This is a genomic window from Streptomyces sp. NPDC051452 (genome assembly GCF_044454765.1).
Lineage (GTDB): Bacteria > Actinomycetota > Actinomycetes > Streptomycetales > Streptomycetaceae > Streptomyces.
In genome coordinates, this window is record NZ_JBITEB010000009.1 from 263,427 (window position 1) to 285,964 (window position 22,538).

Here is a 22,538-nt window from a genome sequence, read left to right on the forward strand (position 1 = left end):
GTCAAGGTGGCCGGGTTGGTGTCGGGTGGGGTCTGGCAGTGTGGCTGTCGTGAGTGATGACGCGCCTGTCCGGGAGCCGGGTGGTGAGGGCATTCGTCCGTGCGACTTCTGTGGTCACCCGGTCGTGATCGACTCGATCGACGAGCGTGACTGCCCTGTGTGCGGCGAGGGTGCTGAGGATCAGCCCGATGTGGCCGGCCGGGGTTCGTAGAAGGTTCCGTCGCGGAGCATGGCGAAGAGGACGTCGGCCCGGCGGCGGGCGAGGCAGAGCAGGGCCTGCGTGTGGTGCTTGCCCTGGGCGATCTTCCTGTCGTAGTAGGCGCGGGATGCAGGGTCGCCCAGGGCGGCGAATGCGGAGAGGAAGAAGGCGCGTTCGAGCTGCTTGTTTCCTCTCCGGGAGGGCTGTTCGCCGCGGATCGAGGAGCCGGAGCTGCGGGTGGCCGGGGCGAGTCCTGCGTAGGCGGCGAGGTGGCCTGCGGTGGGGAATGTGCTGCCGTCGCCGACCTCGATCAGGATGCGGGCTCCGGTCCTGACGCCGACTCCCGGCATCGACGTCAGGACCTTCGAAAGAGGGTGAGCCTCCAGGAGTTCCTCGATCCGCCGGGCCAGCAGCTTGCGCTGGTCAAGAACGGCGGTCAGCGAGGCGGCCAGGCTTGGGACGATCAGTGCGGCGGCCTCGGTCCCCGGGACAGTCACGGTCTGCTCGTCCAACGCGGCGAAGATGTCCTCGACCAGCCGCTCGGCCATCCGCGGTGCCTTCGGCCGCAGCAGGGTGACCAGCCGTCGTCGGCCGGCCTTGCGGATCTGGGCCGGGGATCCGAACCGTTCCAGCAGCGTGAGGACGGCCGGGTGCTGCAACCGCGGGCCCAGGACCCGTTCCAGCGAGGGGTGGATCTGGGTGAGCAGGCCGTGGAGGCGGTTGGCGACCCGTGTTGCCTCGCCGGCCAGGTCGTCGTCGAAGCCCACGAGCATCTCCAGTTCGGCGATCGTCTCGTCCTCGCCGTCGATGGCCCGCAGGGTGTGGGGCATCGCGCGGGCGGCGTCGGCGATGATGAACGCGTCCCTCGCGTCGGTCTTGGCTTCGCCGGGGTAGAGGTCGGCGATCCGCCGCATCGTCAGCCCGGGCAGGTAGGCGACCGGGCAGCCCATGTCGCGGGACACGGCCAGCGGCAGGGCGCCGATCGAGGCCGGCTGGTTGACCACGACCAATACCGTTCCGTGCTTGGCCTGGAGCTTCGCGAACAACTCGCGGAGCTTGGGCTCGGTGTTGGGCAGGCGCTTGTCGAGCGCCTTCTTCCCGGCCGGGGTCACGGCGGTGGCGTGGTGTTCGCCCTTGCCGACGTCCAGTCCGAGGAAGACGTCGATGTCGCCGGTGTCGATCACGTGCAGGCCCCTCCATCACGCTTTCGTCCGGCCTTGCCAGGGCACCGAGCTGCCACATCCACGTTACGGAGAGCTCTCCCGGCGTGGGTGAAGCCGGTGCTCAAGCCCCTCATCAGCGGTCCGTCGATGCCTCCGGACCCGGTGACACCACCCCCCGGATCATGAACAACAAGGGGGGGAAGTCATGCCGGATCCGAAGGCCGGAGGCCCCATTGCGGAGCCACGAAGACGGTAACGGGGGGGTGGGCTTGTGCTACTCCGGGGCGTCCTGTCACTTCGGTCGGTGGATCCTTCGGGTCCTGCTCGCCGCCTGAGTCTCAGGACACGTAACCGTCACCACCGACGATGACGGCGACAACGGGTCAAGACGACGCGCTTGAGACGTCGTCCTGTGAGCTGGCCAGGCGGGACGTCGCGCGTAACCCTTGGCTGGGGTGTGCCCGTACGCGAGATGCTCGCTTCGGCCCTCCCGGCGGGAAAGGCCAAGGGCACCGCCGTGTCCGGCCCGCGTGGAACGCCCGTCCTGCGAGGACCTCGCGGGCATGCGTGTGAGTGTGCGACGGTGGGGAGACAACGAGACCGACCGGCCCCCTTGGGGGCCAGTCTTTCGGAGGAGTCGGGCGTTGCCCCCATCCCGGGCACCTGGCCCCCTGCCATCGTCGTTCACCCTCGGGGTGTTTCGCCTGTGGGCTCATTGACCCCCGGAAGGGGGCGCGCCCAGCATGAACATCACCACCATCGACGGCACGAACGCGACCATCACGGTGCGCGGTGACGTCGACTTCGACTCCCTGCCCCCGCTGCGTGCCACGGCCGACGCGCTGCCCGCACACGTGACCGGCCTGCTGTGGGACCTGAACCACACGTTCTTCATGGACGTCGCCGGCCTGTACCTCCTCTTCGCCCCCGCCCCGCTCGGCCGCCCGGACCGCCGCATAACCGCCACGGGGCTGCGCCCGCAGCCGCTCCGGCTGCTGCGCCTGGCCGCGGAGACGAACCCGGCCACCTTCCCCCTCGACCGCCTGCTCTGCGACACGCCGGCAGCCTGTGAGGGCGCCGAACGCACGTGATGACCCCGCCCTGTTGAACGGCTGAGTGTCGTGTGACTGCGCATGGTCGATCGGGCGTGGCTGCCGGGGGCGGGGTGCGGTGTCATCGTCGGGCTTCGAAGCGACGCGGGAGCCGGTCGGCAAACGCCTCACCGCCCGGCTGGCCCTAACCGCCGCCCCGACCCACGAGGGCGCCCGGTAGACACCGACCCCGTTCGAAGGGCGGGGCTGGCCCGGGAAACCGGCGTTCGCATTCAGCAACTGCCACCGCGAGATGCTTTCAGCGCCTGCGACGACCAGCCTCAGTGAGCACGCTCAGAGACTTGGACCCTGGCGGCAGGGTGACGATCACCGCGGTTGGCTCCCTGGCTCGGCCGGACTCACGGTTCAGCCTCTCGCCGTCAGCCGGAGCCGGCGAACGCGAGGGGAACGGATGGCCCACACCTGCACCCGAGGAATGCCCGGCTGTCCTGTGACCGCTCATTGCTGACGATGCGGCCGCGCGGGCGTGCCGCTTTGGCCGCCCGAGCGCGCGGCACTGGCCTGCTGCCGTGGGGCGGGGGCAGAGATGTCCGGCGGGTGCGGGGATCGTGCCTACCCGCCACGGGCTGATAGGCGGATGCCTCCGGCTGGCCGGCCCCGACGGTGGCCGGGGGCATCCGCATGTCGGCGCATTCCTTACGGAGCTTCATCCTTGGTGTCGGCCAGCAGGTGGCCCTCGACCTGCTTCGGCTCTCCGGCACGGACAACCGAGTGGACCTACCGCCGCCGCGGGGTCGCCCTGCAAGCTCTCTTCGCCGACCGCCGGCTCACCGCGCATGGGTGCTGTACCCGTCGACACCAGGCCGGCGACCGTACATGAGCGGCTGACCGGCTGAACGGCAGTCGAGCGGCTGGCGGGAAGGTGCGAGCTAGCTGTCTCTGCTCGGACACCGTCGCGGTTCCTTGCGGGACTCGGACGGCCGGGAAACCCTTCTCGCGGGCACTGTTTCTGGGCCTTGTGGGGGCAGACGGGGCGCGTGGGGACGTGCTTTGGTGGTCGAGTTCGCCTCTGGCCGCCCCTGGCGATTCGCCGGGTGAGGTTGTCGGATTGCCCCGCTCCGGTAGCTTCTCATCCGATGCTTACACTGAGCGCTCATGTGATTACGTCATGCAGTCTAGGGTGGGTGGATGCGGAACGCCGGGCCCGGGCCTGGGTGTTGCGGCACAACCTCGTCGCCGGCGGGGAGGAGACGCGGCGGCTGGCGCGGATGGGGCACGGTCGCATGGCCGGTTGGCTGGCCCCCGAGGCAAGCCCGGCGGAGCAGGGGCTGCTGGCACAGTGGGGTGCCTTCATCGCAGCGGTCGACGACGAATTCGATCGGCACGGCCAGTCACCGCAGCGGGTCCGGACCGTGCTGGACCAGCTGCTCGACGTGCTCGCGGACGGCGACGGGACCACATATCCGGCTTCGGCAATGCCTGCGGTGCACGCACTCGCCGACTTGTGGCAGCGTACCCGGATCGCGGCCCGGCCAGGGTGGAGGCAGCGTTTCCTCGCGCTGTACCAAGACTTCGCCGAGGCCACCTGTACCGAGGTGCGGCTGCGTGCCGCCGGTGAACGGCTCGGGCTGGAGGACTACCTGGCGTTGCGCCGGCGCACGATCACTGTGCTGCCGACTCTCGCCGTGGTGGAGCGGGCCCTGCCCGCGGCCGGTGAGCTGGATGGGTTGCGGGACGCGGCGGCGGACATTGTGGCCTGGACGAACGACCTGCGCTCGGCGCCGCGGGAACTGCGGGAGGGTACGGAGAACCTCGTCGGTGTGCTGGCCCGCCATCACCGGTGCAGCCGTTCCAGGGCAGCGTTACTGGCGCGGAACATGCTGGCCGAGCGCATGGACGACTTCGACCGCGCGGCGCACGGCGACCGGACGGCGCCGATCCGCCGAGTGCGGGACGGATCCCTTGCCTGGCAGCGGGAAACCCACCGCAACCCGACAGGAGCGGGCCTGACTGCCGACCACCACGAGCGGGGGGTGCGCGGGCTCGCCCAGCACCTGGCCGTCGCCGTAGACGCCGACGGCAGCGTGGACGACCGGTGCGGCAGCCGCGTGCTGGAATCCGCACTGCTGATGGCCCTGCTGCGCGCCCTGGGTGTTGAACCGGGCGAGCAGGACCGGCTCACCGAGTACCTGAAGAGGCGCCGGCCCGGCGCGAGCCGGCTGGACGCCCTGCTGATCGACGCCTGCCTGGACCCGGCAGGCATGACCGCCCGTGCCCTGGAGGCGGCTGCCGATCTGCCGATGGCGGTGAACCACGGAACGTCGGGCCGCGGGCGACTCAAAGCCGTCATGCTGGCCACGGTGCTGCACCTGCTGTGCGGTTCGCCCCTGGACTTCGAGGACGCTCCCGCACCGGCCGGACCGGAGGGCATCACCACGTTCACCGACGTGCACGTGTTGTCGACCCGGATCATCCACGCCCACGCCTGCGGCCGCCCGCACGCGGTCACCGACACCGAACGCGACCGCCTGCTGTCGCTGATGTCCCTGAGTCGCAACAGGGTGCTGTGGGAGGCCAGCGCCACCACCCACCTGCTCGGCCTGCACGCGTTGCGCACCTTCAGGCCCGAAGCCCAGGTCCTCGACGACGGCGTGCTGCGGCTGTGCCTGGCCATCAACGCCGACGGCGGTGTGCCGTTCCTGGACAGCCAGGACCTGTGGCTGACCGCTGTGGCGGGCCTCGCCTTCACCGGTGAGGACACCTTGGCGCCGTTCGTGGCCCGGATGGCCGATCTCGTGGCGGCCTGGCAGGCCCCGGACGGGGGCTGGCCGTTTGCCACCGGCATGCAGCAGACGGACGTGGACACCACCACCCGCTGCATGGAGTTCCTTCACGCAGCCGACCCCACCCGCCACCATGAGGCGCTTCAGCGGGCGACCAGGTACCTGACCGACATCGCCGGCCCCGACGGTGCCTTCCCCACCTGGGTGCGCGGCGACGCACCGGATCTGGACATGACCGCCGGCGCCATCCTCGCCCTGGCTCCCAACGCTCTCCAGCACGAGCGGCTCCTTACCGGTGCACTCGAGTTCGTTCTCGACGCGCAGCGTGCCGACGGCACCTTCGAGCGCAGCTGGACGGTCAGCGAGTCCAGCGCCATCCTGCGCGCACTGGACGCACTGCACGCCATCCCGCCAGCCTGCTCGGAACTCGCTGCCCGGATCGCCGCCGCGACCTCCCGCTCAGTGGCGCGCCTGGTCAAGACGCAGCACCTCGACGGCGGCTTCGGGCAGCTCCCCGACGACCCCAGCGACGTCCTGTCCACCGCCCAGGCCGTCTCCGTCCTGGCACGGCACGGCGACCCGCTCTCCGCCGGCCGGCCCATCACCTACCTGCTTGCGCAGCAGGACGCTGACGGCGGTTTCACCTCGCCACCCGACCAGGTCGGCCCGCGGCCGCTGCCGTTCGACTACCCGGTGCTCACCGACATCCACACCCTGTCCGCTCTGCGCAGTGCCCGGATCCCCGCCATCCCGGCAAGCCGCACGCCCAGCGCATCCAAGGTGAACTGGTCGGCTCTGCAAACGGGCCTGCGCGGTGTGCTGCTCACACCGGAGCAGGCCGCCTACGAACACGCCCGGCTCCTGGTCAACCAGCGTTTCGACGACATCCGCCCCCAGGCCATCGCCTACCCGGCCGACGCCCACGACGTCGTCGAATGCGTGAACTTCGCCCGGACGAGCCGGGTTCCGCTGGCGCTGCGCTCGGGCGGGCACAGCTACGCCGGATACTCCACCGGCCCCGGACTCGTGCTCGACACCAGCTCCCTCAGCACCACCGCCGTCGGCGGCGGGCGGGCGCTGTTCGGAGCCGGCGTCAAGGGCGGGCAGGCCCACCTGGCACTGGCCGCAGCAGGAGCCGGACTTCCGCTCGGCCGCTGCCCCACCATCGGCCTCGCTGGGGTCACCCTCGGCGGCGGACTGAGCGCATTCACCCGAGCGTGGGGCCTGGCCTGCGACCGCCTGACCGAAATCGAGTTCGTCACCGCCGACGGCCACATCCGCCGCGTGCACCCCGACTCCCCGTCTCCGGACGACGACCTGTTCTGGGCCCTGTGCGGGGGAGGCGGAGGCAACTTCGGGGTCGTCACGCAACTGCAGTTCGCCACCGAGGACATCCGCGACCTCAGCTACACCCGGTTCATGCTCACCTGGCCCGTCACGACGACGGCGGCCGTGATCCAGGGCTGGACGGCCTGGAACGCCGACCCGACCACACCCCGTACGGTGTGCAGCGCTTTTGAGTGACTCAGTGACTCCGGCCTGCCCTCCCTGCCCACCGTGACCGGCACCTTCATCGGCACACCCGGCGACCTCGATCCGGTCCTCAACCGGCTGGCCGCCGCGGTGGGCCGGTCCGAGACCGGCCGGGTGCTCGTCCCCTGCGACTACACACGGGCCGCCAGCGAAGCCGACCGCTGGGGCGGTGGCACCTGGGGACCCCGAGTCGCTTTCGCCGCCAAGTCGCACATCGTGCGCGAACCTCTCAGCCTGGCGACAGCGGCCGACATGGCCGCCGGACTCGAGCTGTTGCACCATTTCACCGGAGTAGGTGGGGCCAGTGGCCTGCTCATCGACGCCCTCGGCGGCGCGGTCAACGACCGGCCCCCGGGCGCGACCGCCTTCCCGCACCGATCGGCCGTCGGCGTGGTCCAGTACCACTCCTACTGGCACCAGCTCACCGACCGCGCGCACGTCGACCGCAGACTCACGTGGCTGCGCGACATCCACGCCACCATGCAGCCTCACCTCGGGACCGGCGGTTACACCAACGGAATGGATCCCGAACTCACCGACTGGGCGATGGCCTACCACGGCGCGAACTACCCCAGAATGCAACGCGTCAAGGCCGCCTGCGACCCCGAGCAGCTCTTCGCCTTCCCCCAAGCAGTCACTCCCGAACCGACGGGGTGCTGAGCTTGTCTTTCAACCTCTGAGGACGTCGCGCTCGATGATCCTCTCGGGGCGTCTGGTTGTTTTCCCGTCATTGATAGCCTGCGTCACCATGATGCGTGCTTGGATCCTGCCAGTACTGCTTGTGCTCAGCGGCTCAGCCGTCGCGACCGGGCAGATCTTCGACGGGAGCCCCGGCACAGCCGCAGCACTCCTGCTGGCGTTCCTGGCGCTCGCCGGCGTGAACTCACCCCTGATCTTCCCGAGGCCGATCAGTGCGCACGAGGCGCAACGCCAGAGCGCGGTCGACGGCCGCCCGGTCGTTTTCTGGCGGCCGGGCTGCAAGTACTGCATACGACTGCGCATCCGGCTGGGCCGCAGCGCCCACCAGCTGCACTGGGTCAACATCTGGCGCGACCCGGCAGCAGCCGCAGCGGTGAGAGCAGCCAACGACGGCAACGAGACCGTGCCGACCGTCGTCGTGGCAGGCCAGCCACACACCAACCCCGATCCCGAATGGGTGCGCGAACAGCTCTCCCCTTCCACGTGATCAGAACGACGACCTACCAGGGAGGCGCCCGCAGGCCCAGGCGCACCGAGGTTGGAAGACAAGCCAAGGGCTGTCCCGTAAATGATCTGCAAGTGGGGAGCTGTCCCTCGCTCCGAGCGGACACGAGCTGTCCTCGCGCTGGAGCCATACCCTGATTGATCGTTGACGAGGATCGTCACCTGTGGGTTTGCTGGGCCCATGTCCCGCCTTCGCATCGAAAAGGTGGACGGCGATGCCACGGTCCACGACTGGCAGCACGTCCACAACCTCGTCATCCCAACGCACTACCGGTCTCTTGAAGAGGTGCGGGAGCGTTCTGGGCACAACGTCATGGAAGTTGCCTATCTCGACGACACCCTCATCGGCTGCACGACAGTGCGCCCGCCCACGAATGAGACGGCGGCGGCAACCTCATCGCCCGTGTCCTGCCCGACCACCGCGGCCAGGGCTTTGGTTCAGAGTTGTATGCGCGTGGCCTCGCGCAGGCGAAGGATCTCGGAGCCGAGGTCATCGAGACCGTGGTGTTGGCATCGAACAAGCACGGTCTCCGCTTCGCACAGCAGCGCGGGTTCGTCGTGTTCGACGAGTACGTTTTGCCAGGTGAGACGATCCCGTGGCTCGATCTCCGGTTGGAGGGATCAGTCACGGTGGAATGATCTCGCTGTGGCTGGTGTGATCACGGCGTCGAAGGCGTCTTGGACAGCACTGTTTACCGGGCTGAGCCCACGCTGTCTCGGCAAGTCGGTGAACATGGTGCGCCGCGAGATCGCTGACAAGGCGCGGCGAGGACGTCCATGGAGCCTGCCGTTGGGGGGCCGGGTCCTGGCGGTCACGGCATGCTGACGCGCAAACGTGACGCTGCGCCAGCTCGCCCCGCTGGCCGAGCGGTCGAAGAACTCCCGCTACTCGACTACTCGACCAACCATCAGGTCGTCGTCGATGCCGACAGTCGTCTCGTCGTCGTGGTCGGACGGCCGCTGCAGGGGGGTGTGGACCGGGTGCGCACGCTCGGCGGCCCCGTCATGGCGCCAGTCCTGGGCTCAGTCGTGGGTTCAGTCATGGGGGAGGCTGACCCCTGGTTGCTCCTGTGTATAGGTGCGTGAACCACGATCTGCAGCGGCCGCGCCGACTTCGGCACGGTCATGATCGAGACCGCGCGTGAGGGCGCGCCCAGCGTGATCGGCAGATGTGAGCACGACGCGGGCGGCCGGCCGGACGATGTGGTCGTTGGACGGGGTCGCGGAACTGAGTGAGGCCGGGCCGGGTGTCGAGCAAAGGGCGGCGGCGGTCGGCGGTTCGCGGCTGGGTCGGATGGGCCCTTCCAAGGCCGGCCGCTGACACCGGAGGGGCACACGGGCGTACTGCTGTCCTGCTGGCGGGTTGCGGAGGGGGGAAGAGTCCCGGGAACCGGTTCGCTCTTGCAGGCGACGGTCCGATGGCGGCGGTGGTGGGGGGTCATCGTCGGTTGCGCCAGGTGCCGTAGAGGCCGGCGGCTGCGCCGACGATGGCGGAGAAGCCGATGTTGCCGACGGTGTAGTAGACGCCGGCGCAGGTGCCCAGAAGTGCGAGCAGGACGGTGCCGTCGAGGATGGCGTAGCCGGGCTTGGCCGGGACGGGTGCGGGCGTGCGGGGCTCGTTGGAGGGTGGCGTGTCGGGTGCGGGGAGGGTGGCGTCGGTGTCGTCCATGCCTTAAGCAGAGCGCGTGCCGGGGGCTGGCAACAGGGTCCTGATCGCCTTCGCATGGACCCGTTCGTTGCAGGTCAACAGCGGGATCGACGGGTGCGGAGCTGAACGCCGCGGGGCGTTCCCGATCGTTCTCCCCGATTCCACGGATGTTCGGCATGGGCCTGCTCTAGCGTGAGGGGACGCAACAGAGGGGGACGGGCTCGTGGCAGAGGGTGGCTCCGAGTTGGTGGGCAACGGCGGCGATGAGGCCGTCATGGCGTACTGGGAGGCACTGCACGATTTCGCGGATCAACTGAACGCCTTTCACATCTCCTGCGGTGCGCCGTCCTACCGGGACATCGCCAAGGCGTCACGTGAGCCGAAGCTGAGTCAGGCCGGTATCACCGAGTTCCTCAAGGGCAGACGTCTGCCTCAGCTGAAGGCTTTGCTGGAGTTCGTCCGGGTGGTGAGTCTCGAGCCGCACGTCGGCACCGACGACGCCGCATCCTTGGATGCCGTGCGGGCTGAGTGGCGCTCACGCTGGACGCATGTCAGAAGCCTTCAGCGACAGGCCCAGGATCCCCTGGGACATTTGAAGACGACGGTGAAAGCCACCCTCGACCAAGCCGAGAAGGAGGCAGAGGCACTCCGCCGCGCCGCGCGGGGCGAAGCCGCCCGGATCCGTGCGGATGCCGAGGCCGCCGCCGACCGGCTGACCGCCTCGGCGAAGCAGCAGGCCGACGAACTCCTGGAGCACGCCAGGGAGCAAGCCGAACGCCTGCGAACCGACCGCGAGACGACGGAGCCCGCCCAAGCGGCCTCCACCCGACTACTTCGTGTCCGTCGCAGGTTGCCACGCCGTAGTGCCACCGTGGCGGCCGCCGTGGTGCTGGCCGTCTCCGCGAGCGTGGTGGGTGTGGTGGTCTTCTACGACAAGGGGACCGGTTCGTGCCGTTCGGCTTCGAACACCACGCATGCCTTGTCCGTGTCGGCGGAATACCTCGGCTTCCAACCGCTCGTTGCGGCGGCGAGAGAACAGGCGGGGCGCGTGCCAGACGGCTTTCCCACTACCACCGGCTGGCATCTGCCGACGGGAGAATCCGCGTCGAAGCCGACTCCCGACTCGCAATCCACGTCGTCCCCCGCCTCGACCGGGTCTTCCGCCTCCGCCTCACCCACGCCCCCGACGGGCCGTCCCTCCGCCAGAAACACACCCTCCGCGCAGGGCTGTCGATAAGTGCCGGCCCTGCTGCTCGTCGAGCCGCGGAGGTCGGTTCGCTCGCCTGCAAAGGCAGCCACCCACCCGGCGGCGCAGCCTGGCGACAATGCATGCACCGCGGCCACGGCAAACGGCCTGCCTGCCGCAGTTCGCCCAACTGCACGGGCGATCTTGTGGTGGTCCGGTGGCCCGGATGCTGCGTCGGTGGGGTGCCGGGGCGGTTGCCCAGGTACTTGCGGGTGGTGCCTCCGGTCAGCTCAGCCAGTGGTCCGGGGATCGGGGCGAGCGAGTCATCCGACTTCGGGCGTTCGGTCTTGGGCAGCCTCAAGTGCAGCTTTGCCAACGCCTGCTTGCCGGGGGCCTCTTCCGACTCGGAGCCTCTATACCGGGGCGGCGGGAGGGCGCCAGCCGCGCGTGTGCATTCCCGTATTCCCGTCCGATCACACTGGCCTCGAGCCCGGCGCGCGCAGCATCGATGGCGGCCTGGCTCAACTCCTGCAGGGCCTGCCGCGATTCCCACTCCAGGTGCCGGCTCGCCGCGCGGGTCCTCGCACTCGCTGCGCCCGGCTCCGAGGCCGTCCGCCGAACGCCCCACGGGGGTTGAACCGCGCTTCACGGTTCCTGCGCGGCCTGGATGCCCGGTGCAGCGACGGCTGGCCTGGCTTGACTTGCCCTCGCTTGACTTGACTTGGCAAGGCCCTGGTCGCGACAGTCCCTCGCCAACGAGGGCCAGGCGGATCGGCGCGGACGCCGTGCACGGTGCCGTCGAGCATGACTCGAGACCTGACCGGTGGAGGAGGATCCGCTGGTCAGGTCTCGGGTCACGCTCGACGGGAGGGCTGGTTCACCTGCCGGCGGTGTCTCGCGTCTCGGAGAGCCAGGTGCGGTAGCTGCGCAGTGCGCGCCGCTGCTGGCGCTGTTCTGAGATGAGGGCGACTGCCGGATGGGTGTGGGGGGTGATCCGTCGGTTGCGGGCGATGCGGCGCATCTGGTGGCGGACTTGGGCCATGCCGGCGGCGGAGGCGAGGGCCTTGTCGGACCAGGTGACCGGTCGCAGTCGGTGGTCGGCTTCGCGGCCGTCGCGCCAGCGGTCGGGCAGGTCGGGGGTGACGGCGAGGGCGGTACCCATGCCGATGATCGCGACGCCGCTTTCGAGGACCTTCTCGGCGGTCTCGCGGCGCGTGATGCCGCCGGTGAGCATCAGGGGGAGTGGGCTGGTCCTGACCAGATCCCTGGCCAGGTCGAGGAAGTACGCCTCGCGTGCCTGGGTGCGTGAGTCGGCGGGCCGGCCGGACATCGCAGGACTTTCGTAGCTGCCGCCGGACAGTTCGACCAGGTCGACGCCGAGCGGTGCGAGCATCTCGATCACCTGACGTGCGTCGTCGGCGTCGAAGCCGCCGCGCTGGAAGTCGGCGGAGTTGAGCTTCACCGCGACCGTGAAGGACGGGGAAACGGTGGCACGGACGGCGCGGACGATGTCCAGCAGCATCCGGGCCCGGTTCTCCAGCGAGCCGCCCCACGCGTCGGTGCGTGTGTTGACCAGCGGGGACAGGAACTGCGACAGCAGGTAGCCGTGCGCGGCGTGGATCTCGACGCCGTCGAATCCGGCCTCCTCGGCGCGGCGGGCCGTGATCGCGTACCGGGTCACGGTGGCCTGGATCTGCTCTTCGGTCATGGCGACGGGACGGCCGAACCGGCTGCTGTGCCTGCCGAGCGAGACGGCGACGTCGGACGGGCCCCACGCGACGCCGGGCATGTCGGCCTGGACTTGACGGCCGGGGTGGTTGATCTGCATCCAGATCACCCCACCGCCGCTCTTCCCGGCCCTGGCCCATTCCGTGAACGGCTCCAGCGGCGCGTGCTCGTCGAGCACCACCCCTCCGGGGCCGGTCAGCGCCTCGGCGTGCACCATGACGTTGCCGGTGATCAGCAGCCCGGTACCGCCGGAGGCCCAACGCCGGTACAGCGACAGCAGTCGTTGGTCGGGGAGCTGGCCCTCGCCGGCCATGTTCTCCTCCATGGCCGCCTTCGCTATCCGGTTGCGCAGAACCTGCCCGGAGCGCAGGGGCAGCGGCGAAAAGAGCTCGCTGGACATCCGAGTTCCCCTCTTCCATTTCGATCGTTTACGATGTATGCACCGTTTACATTAGGCGCCCGATGTTAGCGCTGCAAACATGAGGGAGTGTGAGCTGTGTCGCAAGCGGCTGCGTACCATCACGGCGATCTGCGGGCCGCCTGTCTGCGTGCCGCACGGGAGCTGCTCGAGGAGGATGGCAGCGCCGGGCTGTCACTGAGGGCGGTGGCGCGGCGAGCCGGGGTGTCGGCGACGGCTCCCTACCGCCACTACGCGGACCGGGACGCGCTCGTCTCCGCGGTCGCGGCGGAGGGTTACCGCGAGCTGGCCGCATCCCTCGCCTCGGCGCACCCGTCCCCCTCGACCCCCGACGACCTGGCCGCGGTCGCCGTCGTCTACGTGCAGTTCGCACTCGGGCATCCCGCCCTCTTCAGGGCGATGTTCGCCGAACCGTGCGACCCGAGCGGCGAGGAGCGGGTGGCCGCGACCGCGGTGATCACGGAATACGTCCGGGGTATCGTTCGTGCCGCCTTCCCCGGCTCGGACGCGGAAGTTCTCTCGACCACGGTGTGGGCCCTGGTCCACGGCCTGGCGTTCCTGCACCTCGACGGCAAACTCGACACCTCCACCCCCGAAGTGGTCGCCGCCCAGGTACGCAACGCCGTGCGCGCACTGTTCACGGTGTCCCCGGCGCTGTCGCCCGCGGCAGCCGACCGGGCGGGTGACGGTTCAGGTCAGCGGTAGTTGTGGGCGCACGGCTCGCGGCGAGCGCTTCTCAAGCTGACCTGCGCCATCGGCTGGGGCGGCCGGTACGAGAAGTGCTGAGCCATGTCACTCATGGCAGTTGGCATCCGGCCTTCGGGGTGCGTCCCACCTCCGACGAGGAGGCTGTGGAGGCGGCCAGAGCACTTACGCGGGCGCCTGCGGAGCCCGAGGCGCGTCCTCGTCGACCTCGCCGAACTCGCGGTCGAGGTAACCAGCCAGATCGTGGCCGTAGCAGATGACGTTGGACGGTCTGCTGCCGGACATCACCGGATGGACGGGGAAGGAAGTCGAGGGCGGTGTCGCCCTGGCTGCCGAGCTGTCGCGGTGGCCCGGTGGCCGCGCGCTGAACGACGCCGGCGCCGGTGAGCCGCGTACAACGGGCGCGGGGATCGTCTGCCGCTTCCACTACTTGGGCGACGCACCCTGACCACCGGCCCGCCCACCGAGATTGATGGGGAGGTGGCGCGGTGCGTGAGGGGCGAGGCCGGGGGAACGATGCATGGCGCGCAGCCCATGAATATGCCCCGTCCGGCTTCGAAATAACTCCCGCTTTGTGTGCTTGTCGGCCTGATGTAAGGGCATCTGATGGCCAGGAGGTTGATAACTATGGTTCCCCTGCTTCTGGTTCTTCTGCTGGCTCTGATCCTCTTCGGTGCGGGTTTCGCGCTGAAGGCGCTGTGGTGGATCGCGGTGATCGTGCTCATCGTGTGGCTGCTCGGATTCGTCGTCCGCACGGCGGACAGTGGTGGCCGCAAGGGCCGCTGGTACCGCTGGTAGACGACAGCCACACCAGGCGCGAGGAATGCGTCACGCGCGAGCTATGAGTGGGGCCCGGCCGACATGGCCGGGCCCCACTGGCGTGAAAGAGAGCCATCTGTGCGGCCGTTGGGAGTGATCGGGCTTATCGGACGGACCGTAGGGTACGTGGGTCATGCACGGGCCCCGCAGACCCAGCAGTGGAACCCTGCTCCTCCTGTCTGCGGGGCCGGTGCGTATCGGGCTTGCATCTGGCTCCGCCAGGCGGCTGGCCACGTAATTCGGCCGCCAGGGCACGGCTGGGGGCTCGGAGACGGCAACTCGCTCAGTGGCAGCCGCACCGCCTTCCTCATCTGACGCGGCCGGTGACCGCGCCATGTGACGCACGGGGGCGGTCAGATGCCGCCAGATCTGACGGGAAGGTCACGAGCCGGGCGACGACCCTGCTGAACCTGTCGGATTCGGCGAAGGCGATGGGTGCCTCCAAGGCGCTGAGGTCGCCGCGCCGGGAACTGCGTGATGTCCGGTAGTGGAGGGGCGGGTGCGGACGTCGGCGGGCGACGCCCACATCGCCGCAGCGACCTGGTCGCCCTGGAGGCCGCCGACGACATCGCCGCCGCGCCGGTGGCCGTGATTCGCCTGTCGGCCCGCGTCCCGTTCGGCTTCCGCGCCAACTGGATAGCCGGCCCCGCCGGCGCCGGGGGACCGAGCCGCCGACCGCGCCCGCACGGGCCGTTCGTACCCGACGGGAGCGGGCACAGGTTGTCGGGTGCGGCAGGCTTGGTCCTTCCTAACGTTGGTGATCGAAAGGGAAGGAGGCCGGGATTGCTGGATCGGCTGAACCAGGCCATGGAGCACATCGAGGAGCACCTCGACCAGCACATCGAGGTGTCCGCGCTGGCCCGGATCACGGTTACGTCTGAGTACCACTTCCGGCGGCTGTTCTCGTCACTGGCGGGAATGCCTCTGTCGGCGTACATCCGGCGCCGGCGGCTCACCGTGGCGGGGGCCGAAGTGCTCGCCAGGGAACGGACCTTGCTGGAGATCGCGATCCGCTGCGGCTACACCTCGGGGGAGGCCTTCGCCCGGGCGTTCCGTGCCGTGCACGGTGTCGGTCCCGGAGAGGCCAGGCGTACCGGCTCGGCTCTGAACTCGCAGCCCCGGCTGTCCTTCCGCCTCATCGTCGAAGGGAACAGCACCATGCGGTACCGCATCGTTGAGAAGGAAGCATTTCGGATCGTCGGCAAGAAGGCCCGCGTCCCGCTCATCTATCACGGCGTCAACCCGCACATCGCCGAGCACATCCGAAGCATCTCTCCGCAGACGATGCTGCGGATCGCCGGCCTTTCGGACCAGGATCCGCAGGGCGTGGTGTCGGCGACCGTGCGCCTGTCGGACGCCATCGAGGAGGGCAGCGAACTCGACTACTACCACGCCGTGGTGACCCACTTCCGAGAGGTGCCCGACGAACTCGACGTGCTGGACTGCCCGCCGGGCACCTGGGCGGTGTTCGAGAACACCGGGCCGTTCCCGGAAGCGCTGCAGCGGATGTGGGGTGACGTGGCCGCCCAGTGGATCCCGTCCAACCCGTACGAGTACCGCCCGGGCCCGGAGATCCTGCGCACCCGGCCGGCCCAGGGCGACCCGACGCAGTCCGACGCGGAGTTGTGGATACCGGTTACCCGCACCACGGTCTGAGCCGGGTGCCAAGTGACGTTTCGGGGGCGAGGCGCCCGACCCCGGAACGTCGATTCCCGGCTCAGAGCGATCTTCGTACATCCCCAGGGTGCCGGCTCGAGCGGTAGGGCTTGGCGTCATGTTCGGCGTAGGCCAAGACGACAGGCACAGGGAATGCGCTTTGGGCGCAGGGTTGGGTGCATTCAGGGCGGCGCGGGTGTGCCTGGTGCGTACGGTGCCGGAAGCGGGTGCAAGCGGCGCAAGTCCCGGCGGCGCGGGGGACACTGCCGCAGGCGCGGCCCGTATGCAAGCCGCTGAAGCCTTGAATGCCTCCCGCGACCAGAGGAGGGGAGTACAGGGCCTCCCTGCTGGTCCCAGGCTTTGCCTCCGGGCCCGGGTTAGTCCTCCGCTCGTGTGCGTAGGCCGGACCGCGCGCAGTTTGGCCCACCGTGCGTTTCGGGTGGGTGATCTCTGGCCGGAGACCGTGACGTGGGCCTGTGGGATGGGTGTTGGCTATCCGTGATCCGGAATCTGGTCACCGCGACGGCCGTCGTGGCCGTGTTGGTGTCCGGGCTTGTTGGTCCGGTGTCGGCGTCGGCCGTGTCGCCTCCCGTCGTACGTCCTTGTGCCGCGAAGTGGCGGGCCAGCATCGCGGTGGCGGTGCGCCGGCCTCGGTGGAATGAGGGGGCGATGGCCACGACACCTTCGCCGGTCGTCCGGCACCTGAACCGGGACCAGTTGGGCACCTCGTGCGTCGTGGCGGTCGGGAGGGGCGTCGGGTCGGTCTACCGCGAGTGCGGCGGTGGTCACCTATGGCAGGTCGTTCCTGGCGGTCAGGTACCTTGCCTGAGGCCCTCGGCCGAGGCACGGCCCCCTGGGGGCGCCTTACGAGAGAAGTGATGTTGCGGCGTATGCGCTTGAATCACGGTGGGAGCGAGCACAGGGACCAGCGGCGCGTTCTCATCGTTGCCTACGACGACGCGCAGATCCTCGATATCGCCTGTCCCAGCGGTGCCTTGGACATCGCCAACCGGTACGGCGCGCAGCCGCCGTACTCCATCGAATTGGGTACCCTCGGCCGCCGGCCGGCCCGGAGCTCGGCGGGGATTCTGCTGGGAGCCGGGCGGGGTCTGGAGGCGGTTGTGGGGCCGTTGGACACGCTGATCGTCGTGGGCGGCATCGGCTGCGAAGACGCGGCGGCGGACGAGCGGTTACTGGGCCAGGTGCGCCGGCTGGCCGCACACAGCCGGCGTGTAGCCTCGGTCTGCACCGGCGCCTATGTACTGGCCGCCGCAGGACTGCTCGACCACAGACGGGTGACGACCCACTGGGGATGGGCGGACCGGCTCGCCGAGCGCCACCCGGCCGTGGCCGTGGACGCCGCTCCCCTCTACATCCGCGACGGCAACGTCTACACCTCGGCCGGAGTCACCAGCGCCCTCGACCTGACCCTGGCCCTGATCGAGGACGACCATGGTCCAACCCTCGCGCGGACCGTCGCCCGCGAAATGGTCACTCATCTGCACCGGCCCCCAGACCAGGCCCAGATATCGATGTTCCTTGCAGCGCCACCGCCGGAGGACCGGCTGGTGAGGGACCTGATGGGCCATATCGTCGGCCACCTGGCCGAGGACCTCACCCCCGCGGCCCTGGCGGCCCGTGCGGGGATCAGCCCCCGGCACCTGACCCGTCTGTTCACCGCGACTCTCGGAACGACTCCGGCGCGGGCCGTGCGTGCGGCGCGCACCGAGGCGGCGGCGCACCTCGTGCACTCCAGCGCCCTGTCCATGGCGGCGATCGCCAGGCGCTGCGGTTTCGGGTCGGCGGAGACGCTGCGGCAGGCGTTCCTCGACCATTACGGGGTCACGGGGGACATCCTTCGCAGGATGCCGGACATGCCACCCCCACGTGTCGCGCCGAGGCAGAAGACTCCTGGCCCATGAGCCATTCCACTACACGCAGAAACATCCTCCGCGGGACCGTGGCCACCGCCGCGCTCGCGGCCACGGCCGCAGCTGCCCCGACCGAAGCGGCGTACGCGGCCCCGCATGGCGGCGGAACGGGCCCGAACATCGGCATCCTGCTGTACGACGGCTACAGCCTGCTGGACCCCACCGGTCCGGCCGAGGTCCTGTCCCGGCTGCCCGACGCCACCGTGACCATGATCGCCGAGAAACGCGGAGCCGTCCGCACGGACACGGCAGACGTGGCCGTGGTCGCAGACCGTTCCATCGCCGAGATCGACCGTCTCGACGTCCTCCTGGTGCCGGGTGCGGGCAACCGCGGCACCACCGGGGCGATGAGCAATGAGGCGCTCCTGCGCTGGATCCGGGAGATGCACCGCCACACCCGGTGGACCACCTCCGTCTGCACCGGCAGCATCGTCCTTGCCGCGGCAGGACTGCTGGACGGGCGGGAGGCGACGACCTACTGGGCCTCTGCCGACTACCTCCAGTCCACGTTCGATGTCACCTATCTGCCGCAGCGCTATGTACGCTCCGGAAAGATCATCACTGCGGCCGGAGTAACGGCCGGAGTGGACATGGCCCTGTACCTCGCGTCCGTCATCGCGGACGACGACACGGCCAAGGCGATCCAGCTCGCCCTCGAATATGACCCCCACCCCCCTTCGCTTCCGGCAACGCTTCAGACGCCAGTCCTCAACTGAAACAGCGTGCACTGCAGTTGCTCGCTGCGTCACAGGTATAGGGGACGGACGCTTGTGCGCATGAGCCTATGAATGGGAGTTCCCGGAGTACGGGCTAGACGCCCGGGTGTTGGTGCACGCCGAGTTCCTCGGCCATGCGGTGGATCACGGGCTCCGGCTCGGCGGTCCGGTACATCCGGACCGCACGCTCACGCAACTCCAGCGGCTACTTCCTCGGTGCAGGCATGGTCTGGGCTCCTCCCGTGACACCCGTCTGACCCTCTGTCACCCCTTCCCGCATCTCGGGGATACCTCAGATCTATTCATGCCATTGGATCCCGACGCGGCACCCGACCCCGGCCTCCTGGCTGTCTGCCACCCCGCGGCGGGCGTAAGTCATTCTGGGTGCCGACCGTGTTCGTGCCGCGCCGCTTCTCCGTTCCGTGTCCCGGTCCGTGTGCGCCCATCCGCTCTGTCTCCCGGCTCGACGCCCCGAGCCGGGAAGCCGATAACTTCACTGAGCCGGGCCGCGATTGGTGTCGTGCCCGCGTCGGGGAGAAGACGCGGTATGTGCCGTCGTCTGGTTGCTATCTGATACGTGGCGAGCCAACTCGGTGGCCAGGCGTTGCATCACCGTGCGGTTGGCGCGGCGCATCACCGTTCGCACGACTGGGGCCAGCAGCCGCTCGGCGAGAGGGGCCTGCAACCAGGTGTACGTGAACGAAATGCGGGTCCCACCGCCCCGCAGCGGCTCGATGGCGTAAGTGCCGTGGGCCAGTCGTCGGCCGGCCGCGCTGACGTTGCGTTCGACGATGCGCCGGGGCACCTCGGCCTCGACGACCTCGATGGTGACGTCGCTCTTCGCGCCGCCCAGGGTGGCAGTGACCGTGGCGCACGAACCGATGCCGCGAACAGGGCCGCTGTAGCGCCAGTCGGTCAGGTAATGGTTTGTGAACCGCTCGTGGTGAGCCATGACATCAAGGAAGTCGTAGACCTGCTCGGGCGTCTGACGTACGTCGATCGACACGCTGACAGACTTCATGTACCACACGGTACATGCAGCGTGTACCAATTGGTACACTCCCTGTGTGGTGACTGCGGACGACTCGCATCCCGAAGACGAGGCAGGGCGAGACACGGACAGGGGCCGCCGCGCGCAACTGGTGGATGCGGCTGTCGACCATGTCGCGAAGCACGGCATCGCGGACCTGAGTCTCCGTCGCCTGGGCGCCGCGATCGGTGTCAGCCACCGCATGCTGATCCACTACTTCGGCTCCAAGGAACAGCTGTTCGTCGAGATCGTCCGGACCTCGGAGAGGCGCCAGCGCGATCTGTTGTCCCGGCTCCGTCTGGAGCCCGGTCTCTCGCCCGCCGATGTCGCGCGGCTGCTGTGGCAGAAACTGGCTGACCCCCAACTCGAAGGTCAGGAGCGGCTTTTCTTCGAGATCTGCGGGCAGGCGCTGCGGGGCCGCCCCGAGGCTGTCGCCATCCTTGAAGGGCTCGTGGCGGACTGGCTGGAGCCGCTCGTGGCGGCCGAGGTCGACGCGGGCGCGAGCCCTGTCACGGCCCGGAACCGCGCCAGGCTGGGACTCGCCACCGTCCGAGGACTGCTGCTCGACCTGCTCGCCACCGGCGACCGTACCGGCGTCGACGCGGCAATGGAGGAGTTCCTCCAGCTGTACTACGGACCGGAGTGACGGAGGCAGCGATCAGGCCACGCCCCCGGGCCAGACGACACGCCACCGTTCGAACGACGTCCCCAGAGGGACACGTACACCTCGACCTGGTTCACGGCTCGCTGTCGAATGAGTGACACGCGCTGGACCCGCAGCATCGGAATAGTGACGCTGCCCCGCGTCGGAGCGTGAGCTGGTCAGCAGGCCCTGCTCTTCGCAGTACCGCAGTGAGCGCGGACTCACGCCCGTGCGCTTGGACACTCGCCTGTCCGCGTCCCTGAGAGTTTACGCCCGCCTGCTCCAGGTTCAGACCGCCGTCGAGTCGTGGACGCTCGCGGACAATCCCACGGCCGCAGGGTTGTCCTCCGGGGCCCACGGCTGAGCACGTTCGTCTGTACACGCCTGAGCACGACGCCGACGAGCCCCGTCCCACCAGCCGTTCTCGAGACGAGAGACGGAGGCTGTCGCAGCCCAGCCCAGCCCAGCCCAGCACCGCCGCCGCCCGACGGGCACCGAGCGCATCGCCTTCCGCCTCAACGGCGGCGGCGAACAACGCTTGGTGGTCCATCGACAACACCTCGGTTCCGGCGGAAACCTGGCGGTGAGGCACCGCCAGGCGCGGGCCCACCGGCTTCCTCCGCGACACGACGGCCACGGCGGGTGCATCCTCCTCCGCCACCACCTCCAGATACTGCTCCAGGCCGATCACCCGGCGCCGGAGCACCCCTTCCGCCTCCACCAGATCGGCCGGGACCCGCTCCAAGTCGGCCTCGAGGTCCTCCACGAACGCTGACACCGGACCGCTGCCGATGATCACCCGGTTCCCCACCGGAAGCGTCGACTTCCCCGCCCAAGTGGCCGATCCGGGCGCGCTCGGGCACTTTCACCGCCTGGCAGGCGTGACCTCCGCATCGCTGCGCAGGGTCCGCTCCTCTGCGTCGGCCAGCCAGAAGAAGACCGGCGGCAGGCCGAGCTCGATCACCGCCAGTGCGATCTGAAACCACTGCGGCCAGCCATGCACGGCGAGCGAGAGCAGTCGGCCCGCGCCACCCAGCAGGAAAACGCCGGCCAGCCACCGCACCACTCCAGCCGGGATCGGGCGCTGCCGCACGACCCAGAGCCAAGCCAGCCCGTAGCCGGCGAACGCGGCGCCCATGAACCGGCCCCAGCTGTCGACCGTCGCACCGGCGGAGGCGGCACCGGGGATCGCCGCGTTGCCGAGTGCCACGTGGAAGAGGCCGATCGCCACACAGGTCCAGCCCATCAGCTGTGCGAGTAGACGCAGAGTCCTGGCCATGATTCCTCCAAGCCGTCCTGAAGGACGCTTAGTTGACACGGGTCTACTACGATGGGCGCACTAGTAGACTCATGTCAACTAAGCTGCGTGTCATGCCTCCGCGCCGACGACTCAGCCCCGCCGACCGCCGCGCCCAGCTCCTCACCGTCGGCGCACGGCTCTTCGCCGCACACCCCTACGCCGATGTGCTGATGGACGAAGTCGCCGAACAGGCCGGTGTCTCCCGGGCCCTGCTCTACCGTCACTTCCCCAGCAAGCACGCCCTCTTCGCAGCCGTCTACCAGCAGGCAGCGGACCAACTGCTCGCCGGAACGCAGCTCGTCCCCAACGCCCCCCTGGCGGAGCAGCTCATCCACGGCATGGACGTCCACCTCGACTACTTCGTGGCGAACCGCAACGCCGTCCTCGCGGCGAACCGGGTCCTCGCTGGCGACCCGGTGATCCAGACGATCATGACGAACGAGCTGGACGCGCTCCGTGCCCGACTGCTGGCCGTACTCCCGCTCGCGGACGAGAGCGCCCGCGAGGCAGTGTCCGATGTCCTGAAGAGCTGGCTTGTCTTCGTCCGGGTCCTCTGCGTCGACTGGCTTGCCCACGGGACCTGTACCCGCACTCAGCTGCGCGACGTCTGCATCGGCGCGGTTCTCGGCGCCCTCCGGCCGCTGCTCGCCGAAGACCCCGCCCCCGACTGGCCGCCACAAGGATCCGGCGCGGCTGCCCAGGGCTGGCCGCCCCACAACACGTAGAGAGCCCGAGGCGCCGCCGGCAGGTCGGGCTCGAAGATCTGGATGGGGGAGGCCGACGCACAAGGGTCCCTCCCTTCCCTTCCCTTGGCTTGTGCTTCAC

The 22,538-nt window shown here is 69.4% G+C and carries 18 protein-coding genes and 3 pseudogenes; 15 read left to right on the top strand and 6 right to left on the bottom strand.

Going from position 1 to position 22,538, the window contains the following annotated elements:
• Window positions 1-180: 180 nt before the first annotated feature.
• Window positions 181-1,383, bottom strand: coding sequence for an IS110 family transposase (locus ACIBA9_RS22495; RefSeq protein WP_399365507.1), 1,203 nt, complete (start codon window positions 1,381-1,383; stop codon window positions 181-183).
• A 722-nt stretch (window positions 1,384-2,105) separates the two neighbouring features.
• Here ACIBA9_RS22495 and ACIBA9_RS22500 point away from each other — a divergent pair.
• The 6 genes and pseudogenes from ACIBA9_RS22500 to ACIBA9_RS22525 all read left to right on the top strand — a co-directional run.
• The gene (locus ACIBA9_RS22500; RefSeq protein ID WP_399365509.1) at window positions 2,106-2,453 is read left to right on the top strand and encodes an STAS domain-containing protein; all 348 of its coding nucleotides are present in this window, start codon (window positions 2,106-2,108) and stop codon (window positions 2,451-2,453) included.
• A gap of 1,145 nt (window positions 2,454-3,598) precedes the next feature.
• A complete protein-coding gene (locus tag ACIBA9_RS22505; protein WP_399365511.1) occupies window positions 3,599-6,721 on the top strand; it encodes an FAD-binding protein in 3,123 nt (1,040 codons plus the stop codon).
• A 33-nt stretch (window positions 6,722-6,754) separates the two neighbouring features.
• The gene (locus tag ACIBA9_RS22510) at window positions 6,755-7,390 is read left to right on the top strand and encodes a BBE domain-containing protein (RefSeq protein WP_399365513.1); all 636 of its coding nucleotides are present in this window, start codon (window positions 6,755-6,757) and stop codon (window positions 7,388-7,390) included.
• Between the two features lie 88 nt (window positions 7,391-7,478).
• Complete coding sequence (locus tag ACIBA9_RS22515; RefSeq protein WP_399365597.1) at window positions 7,479-7,916, top strand: glutaredoxin domain-containing protein; 438 nt, start codon at window positions 7,479-7,481, stop codon at window positions 7,914-7,916.
• A 198-nt stretch (window positions 7,917-8,114) separates the two neighbouring features.
• Window positions 8,115-8,572: pseudogene (locus ACIBA9_RS22520) on the top strand (GNAT family N-acetyltransferase).
• A gap of 7 nt (window positions 8,573-8,579) precedes the next feature.
• Window positions 8,580-8,902, top strand: a pseudogene (locus ACIBA9_RS22525) (IS5/IS1182 family transposase); the annotation flags it as partial.
• Between the two features lie 469 nt (window positions 8,903-9,371).
• On the opposite strand, the gene ACIBA9_RS22530 reads toward ACIBA9_RS22525, so the two are convergent.
• Window positions 9,372-9,602 carry a hypothetical protein gene (locus ACIBA9_RS22530; protein WP_399365515.1) on the bottom strand — a complete coding sequence of 77 codons (231 nt, stop codon included), beginning with the start codon at window positions 9,600-9,602 and terminating at the stop codon, window positions 9,372-9,374.
• A 253-nt stretch (window positions 9,603-9,855) separates the two neighbouring features.
• Between ACIBA9_RS22530 and ACIBA9_RS22535 the strand changes: the two genes are divergently transcribed.
• Window positions 9,856-10,818 (top strand): hypothetical protein, encoded by a 963-nt coding sequence (locus tag ACIBA9_RS22535; protein WP_399365517.1) that lies wholly within the window; start codon window positions 9,856-9,858, stop codon window positions 10,816-10,818.
• 826 nt (window positions 10,819-11,644) lie between these two features.
• Here the strand turns inward: ACIBA9_RS22535 and ACIBA9_RS22540 are convergent.
• Complete coding sequence (locus tag ACIBA9_RS22540; RefSeq protein WP_399365519.1) at window positions 11,645-12,895, bottom strand: NADH:flavin oxidoreductase/NADH oxidase family protein; 1,251 nt, start codon at window positions 12,893-12,895, stop codon at window positions 11,645-11,647.
• 96 nt (window positions 12,896-12,991) lie between these two features.
• On the opposite strand from ACIBA9_RS22540, the gene ACIBA9_RS22545 reads away from it, so the two are divergent.
• From ACIBA9_RS22545 to ACIBA9_RS22570, 6 genes are all read left to right on the top strand, one after another.
• A complete protein-coding gene (locus ACIBA9_RS22545; RefSeq protein ID WP_399365521.1) occupies window positions 12,992-13,618 on the top strand; it encodes a TetR/AcrR family transcriptional regulator in 627 nt (208 codons plus the stop codon).
• A gap of 256 nt (window positions 13,619-13,874) precedes the next feature.
• On the top strand, window positions 13,875-14,066 hold the full coding sequence (locus tag ACIBA9_RS22550; RefSeq protein WP_399365523.1) for a hypothetical protein: 192 nt from the start codon (window positions 13,875-13,877) through the stop codon (window positions 14,064-14,066).
• 179 nt (window positions 14,067-14,245) lie between these two features.
• Window positions 14,246-14,416, top strand: coding sequence for a hydrophobic protein (locus ACIBA9_RS22555; protein ID WP_093682652.1), 171 nt, complete (start codon window positions 14,246-14,248; stop codon window positions 14,414-14,416).
• Window positions 14,417-15,220: 804 nt separating this feature from the next.
• Window positions 15,221-16,093 (top strand): GyrI-like domain-containing protein, encoded by an 873-nt coding sequence (locus tag ACIBA9_RS22560; protein WP_399365525.1) that lies wholly within the window; start codon window positions 15,221-15,223, stop codon window positions 16,091-16,093.
• 890 nt (window positions 16,094-16,983) lie between these two features.
• Complete coding sequence (locus tag ACIBA9_RS22565; protein WP_399365527.1) at window positions 16,984-18,015, top strand: GlxA family transcriptional regulator; 1,032 nt, start codon at window positions 16,984-16,986, stop codon at window positions 18,013-18,015.
• Window positions 18,012-18,740: a DJ-1/PfpI family protein gene (locus ACIBA9_RS22570; protein WP_399365529.1), complete on the top strand. Its 729-nt coding sequence runs from the start codon at window positions 18,012-18,014 to the stop codon at window positions 18,738-18,740. The genes ACIBA9_RS22565 and ACIBA9_RS22570 overlap by 4 nt, the downstream gene beginning before the upstream one ends.
• Before the next feature lie 493 nt (window positions 18,741-19,233).
• Here the strand turns inward: ACIBA9_RS22570 and ACIBA9_RS22575 are convergent, their stop codons facing one another.
• Window positions 19,234-19,761 (bottom strand): SRPBCC family protein, encoded by a 528-nt coding sequence (locus tag ACIBA9_RS22575; protein WP_399365531.1) that lies wholly within the window; start codon window positions 19,759-19,761, stop codon window positions 19,234-19,236.
• Between the two features lie 46 nt (window positions 19,762-19,807).
• On the opposite strand from ACIBA9_RS22575, the gene ACIBA9_RS22580 reads away from it, so the two are divergent.
• The gene (locus tag ACIBA9_RS22580; RefSeq protein WP_399365533.1) at window positions 19,808-20,416 is read left to right on the top strand and encodes a TetR/AcrR family transcriptional regulator; all 609 of its coding nucleotides are present in this window, start codon (window positions 19,808-19,810) and stop codon (window positions 20,414-20,416) included.
• 101 nt (window positions 20,417-20,517) lie between these two features.
• On the opposite strand, the pseudogene ACIBA9_RS22585 reads toward ACIBA9_RS22580, so the two are convergent.
• Window positions 20,518-20,638: pseudogene (locus ACIBA9_RS22585) on the bottom strand (MerR family transcriptional regulator); the annotation flags it as partial.
• Between the two features lie 640 nt (window positions 20,639-21,278).
• Entirely contained in the window at window positions 21,279-21,692 is a 414-nt protein-coding gene (locus tag ACIBA9_RS22590) for a DUF4345 domain-containing protein (protein WP_399365535.1), read from the bottom strand.
• Window positions 21,693-21,784: 92 nt separating this feature from the next.
• Between ACIBA9_RS22590 and ACIBA9_RS22595 the strand changes: the two genes are divergently transcribed.
• Window positions 21,785-22,438 carry a TetR/AcrR family transcriptional regulator gene (locus ACIBA9_RS22595; RefSeq protein ID WP_399365537.1) on the top strand — a complete coding sequence of 218 codons (654 nt, stop codon included), beginning with the start codon at window positions 21,785-21,787 and terminating at the stop codon, window positions 22,436-22,438.
• Window positions 22,439-22,538: the final 100 nt, after the last annotated feature.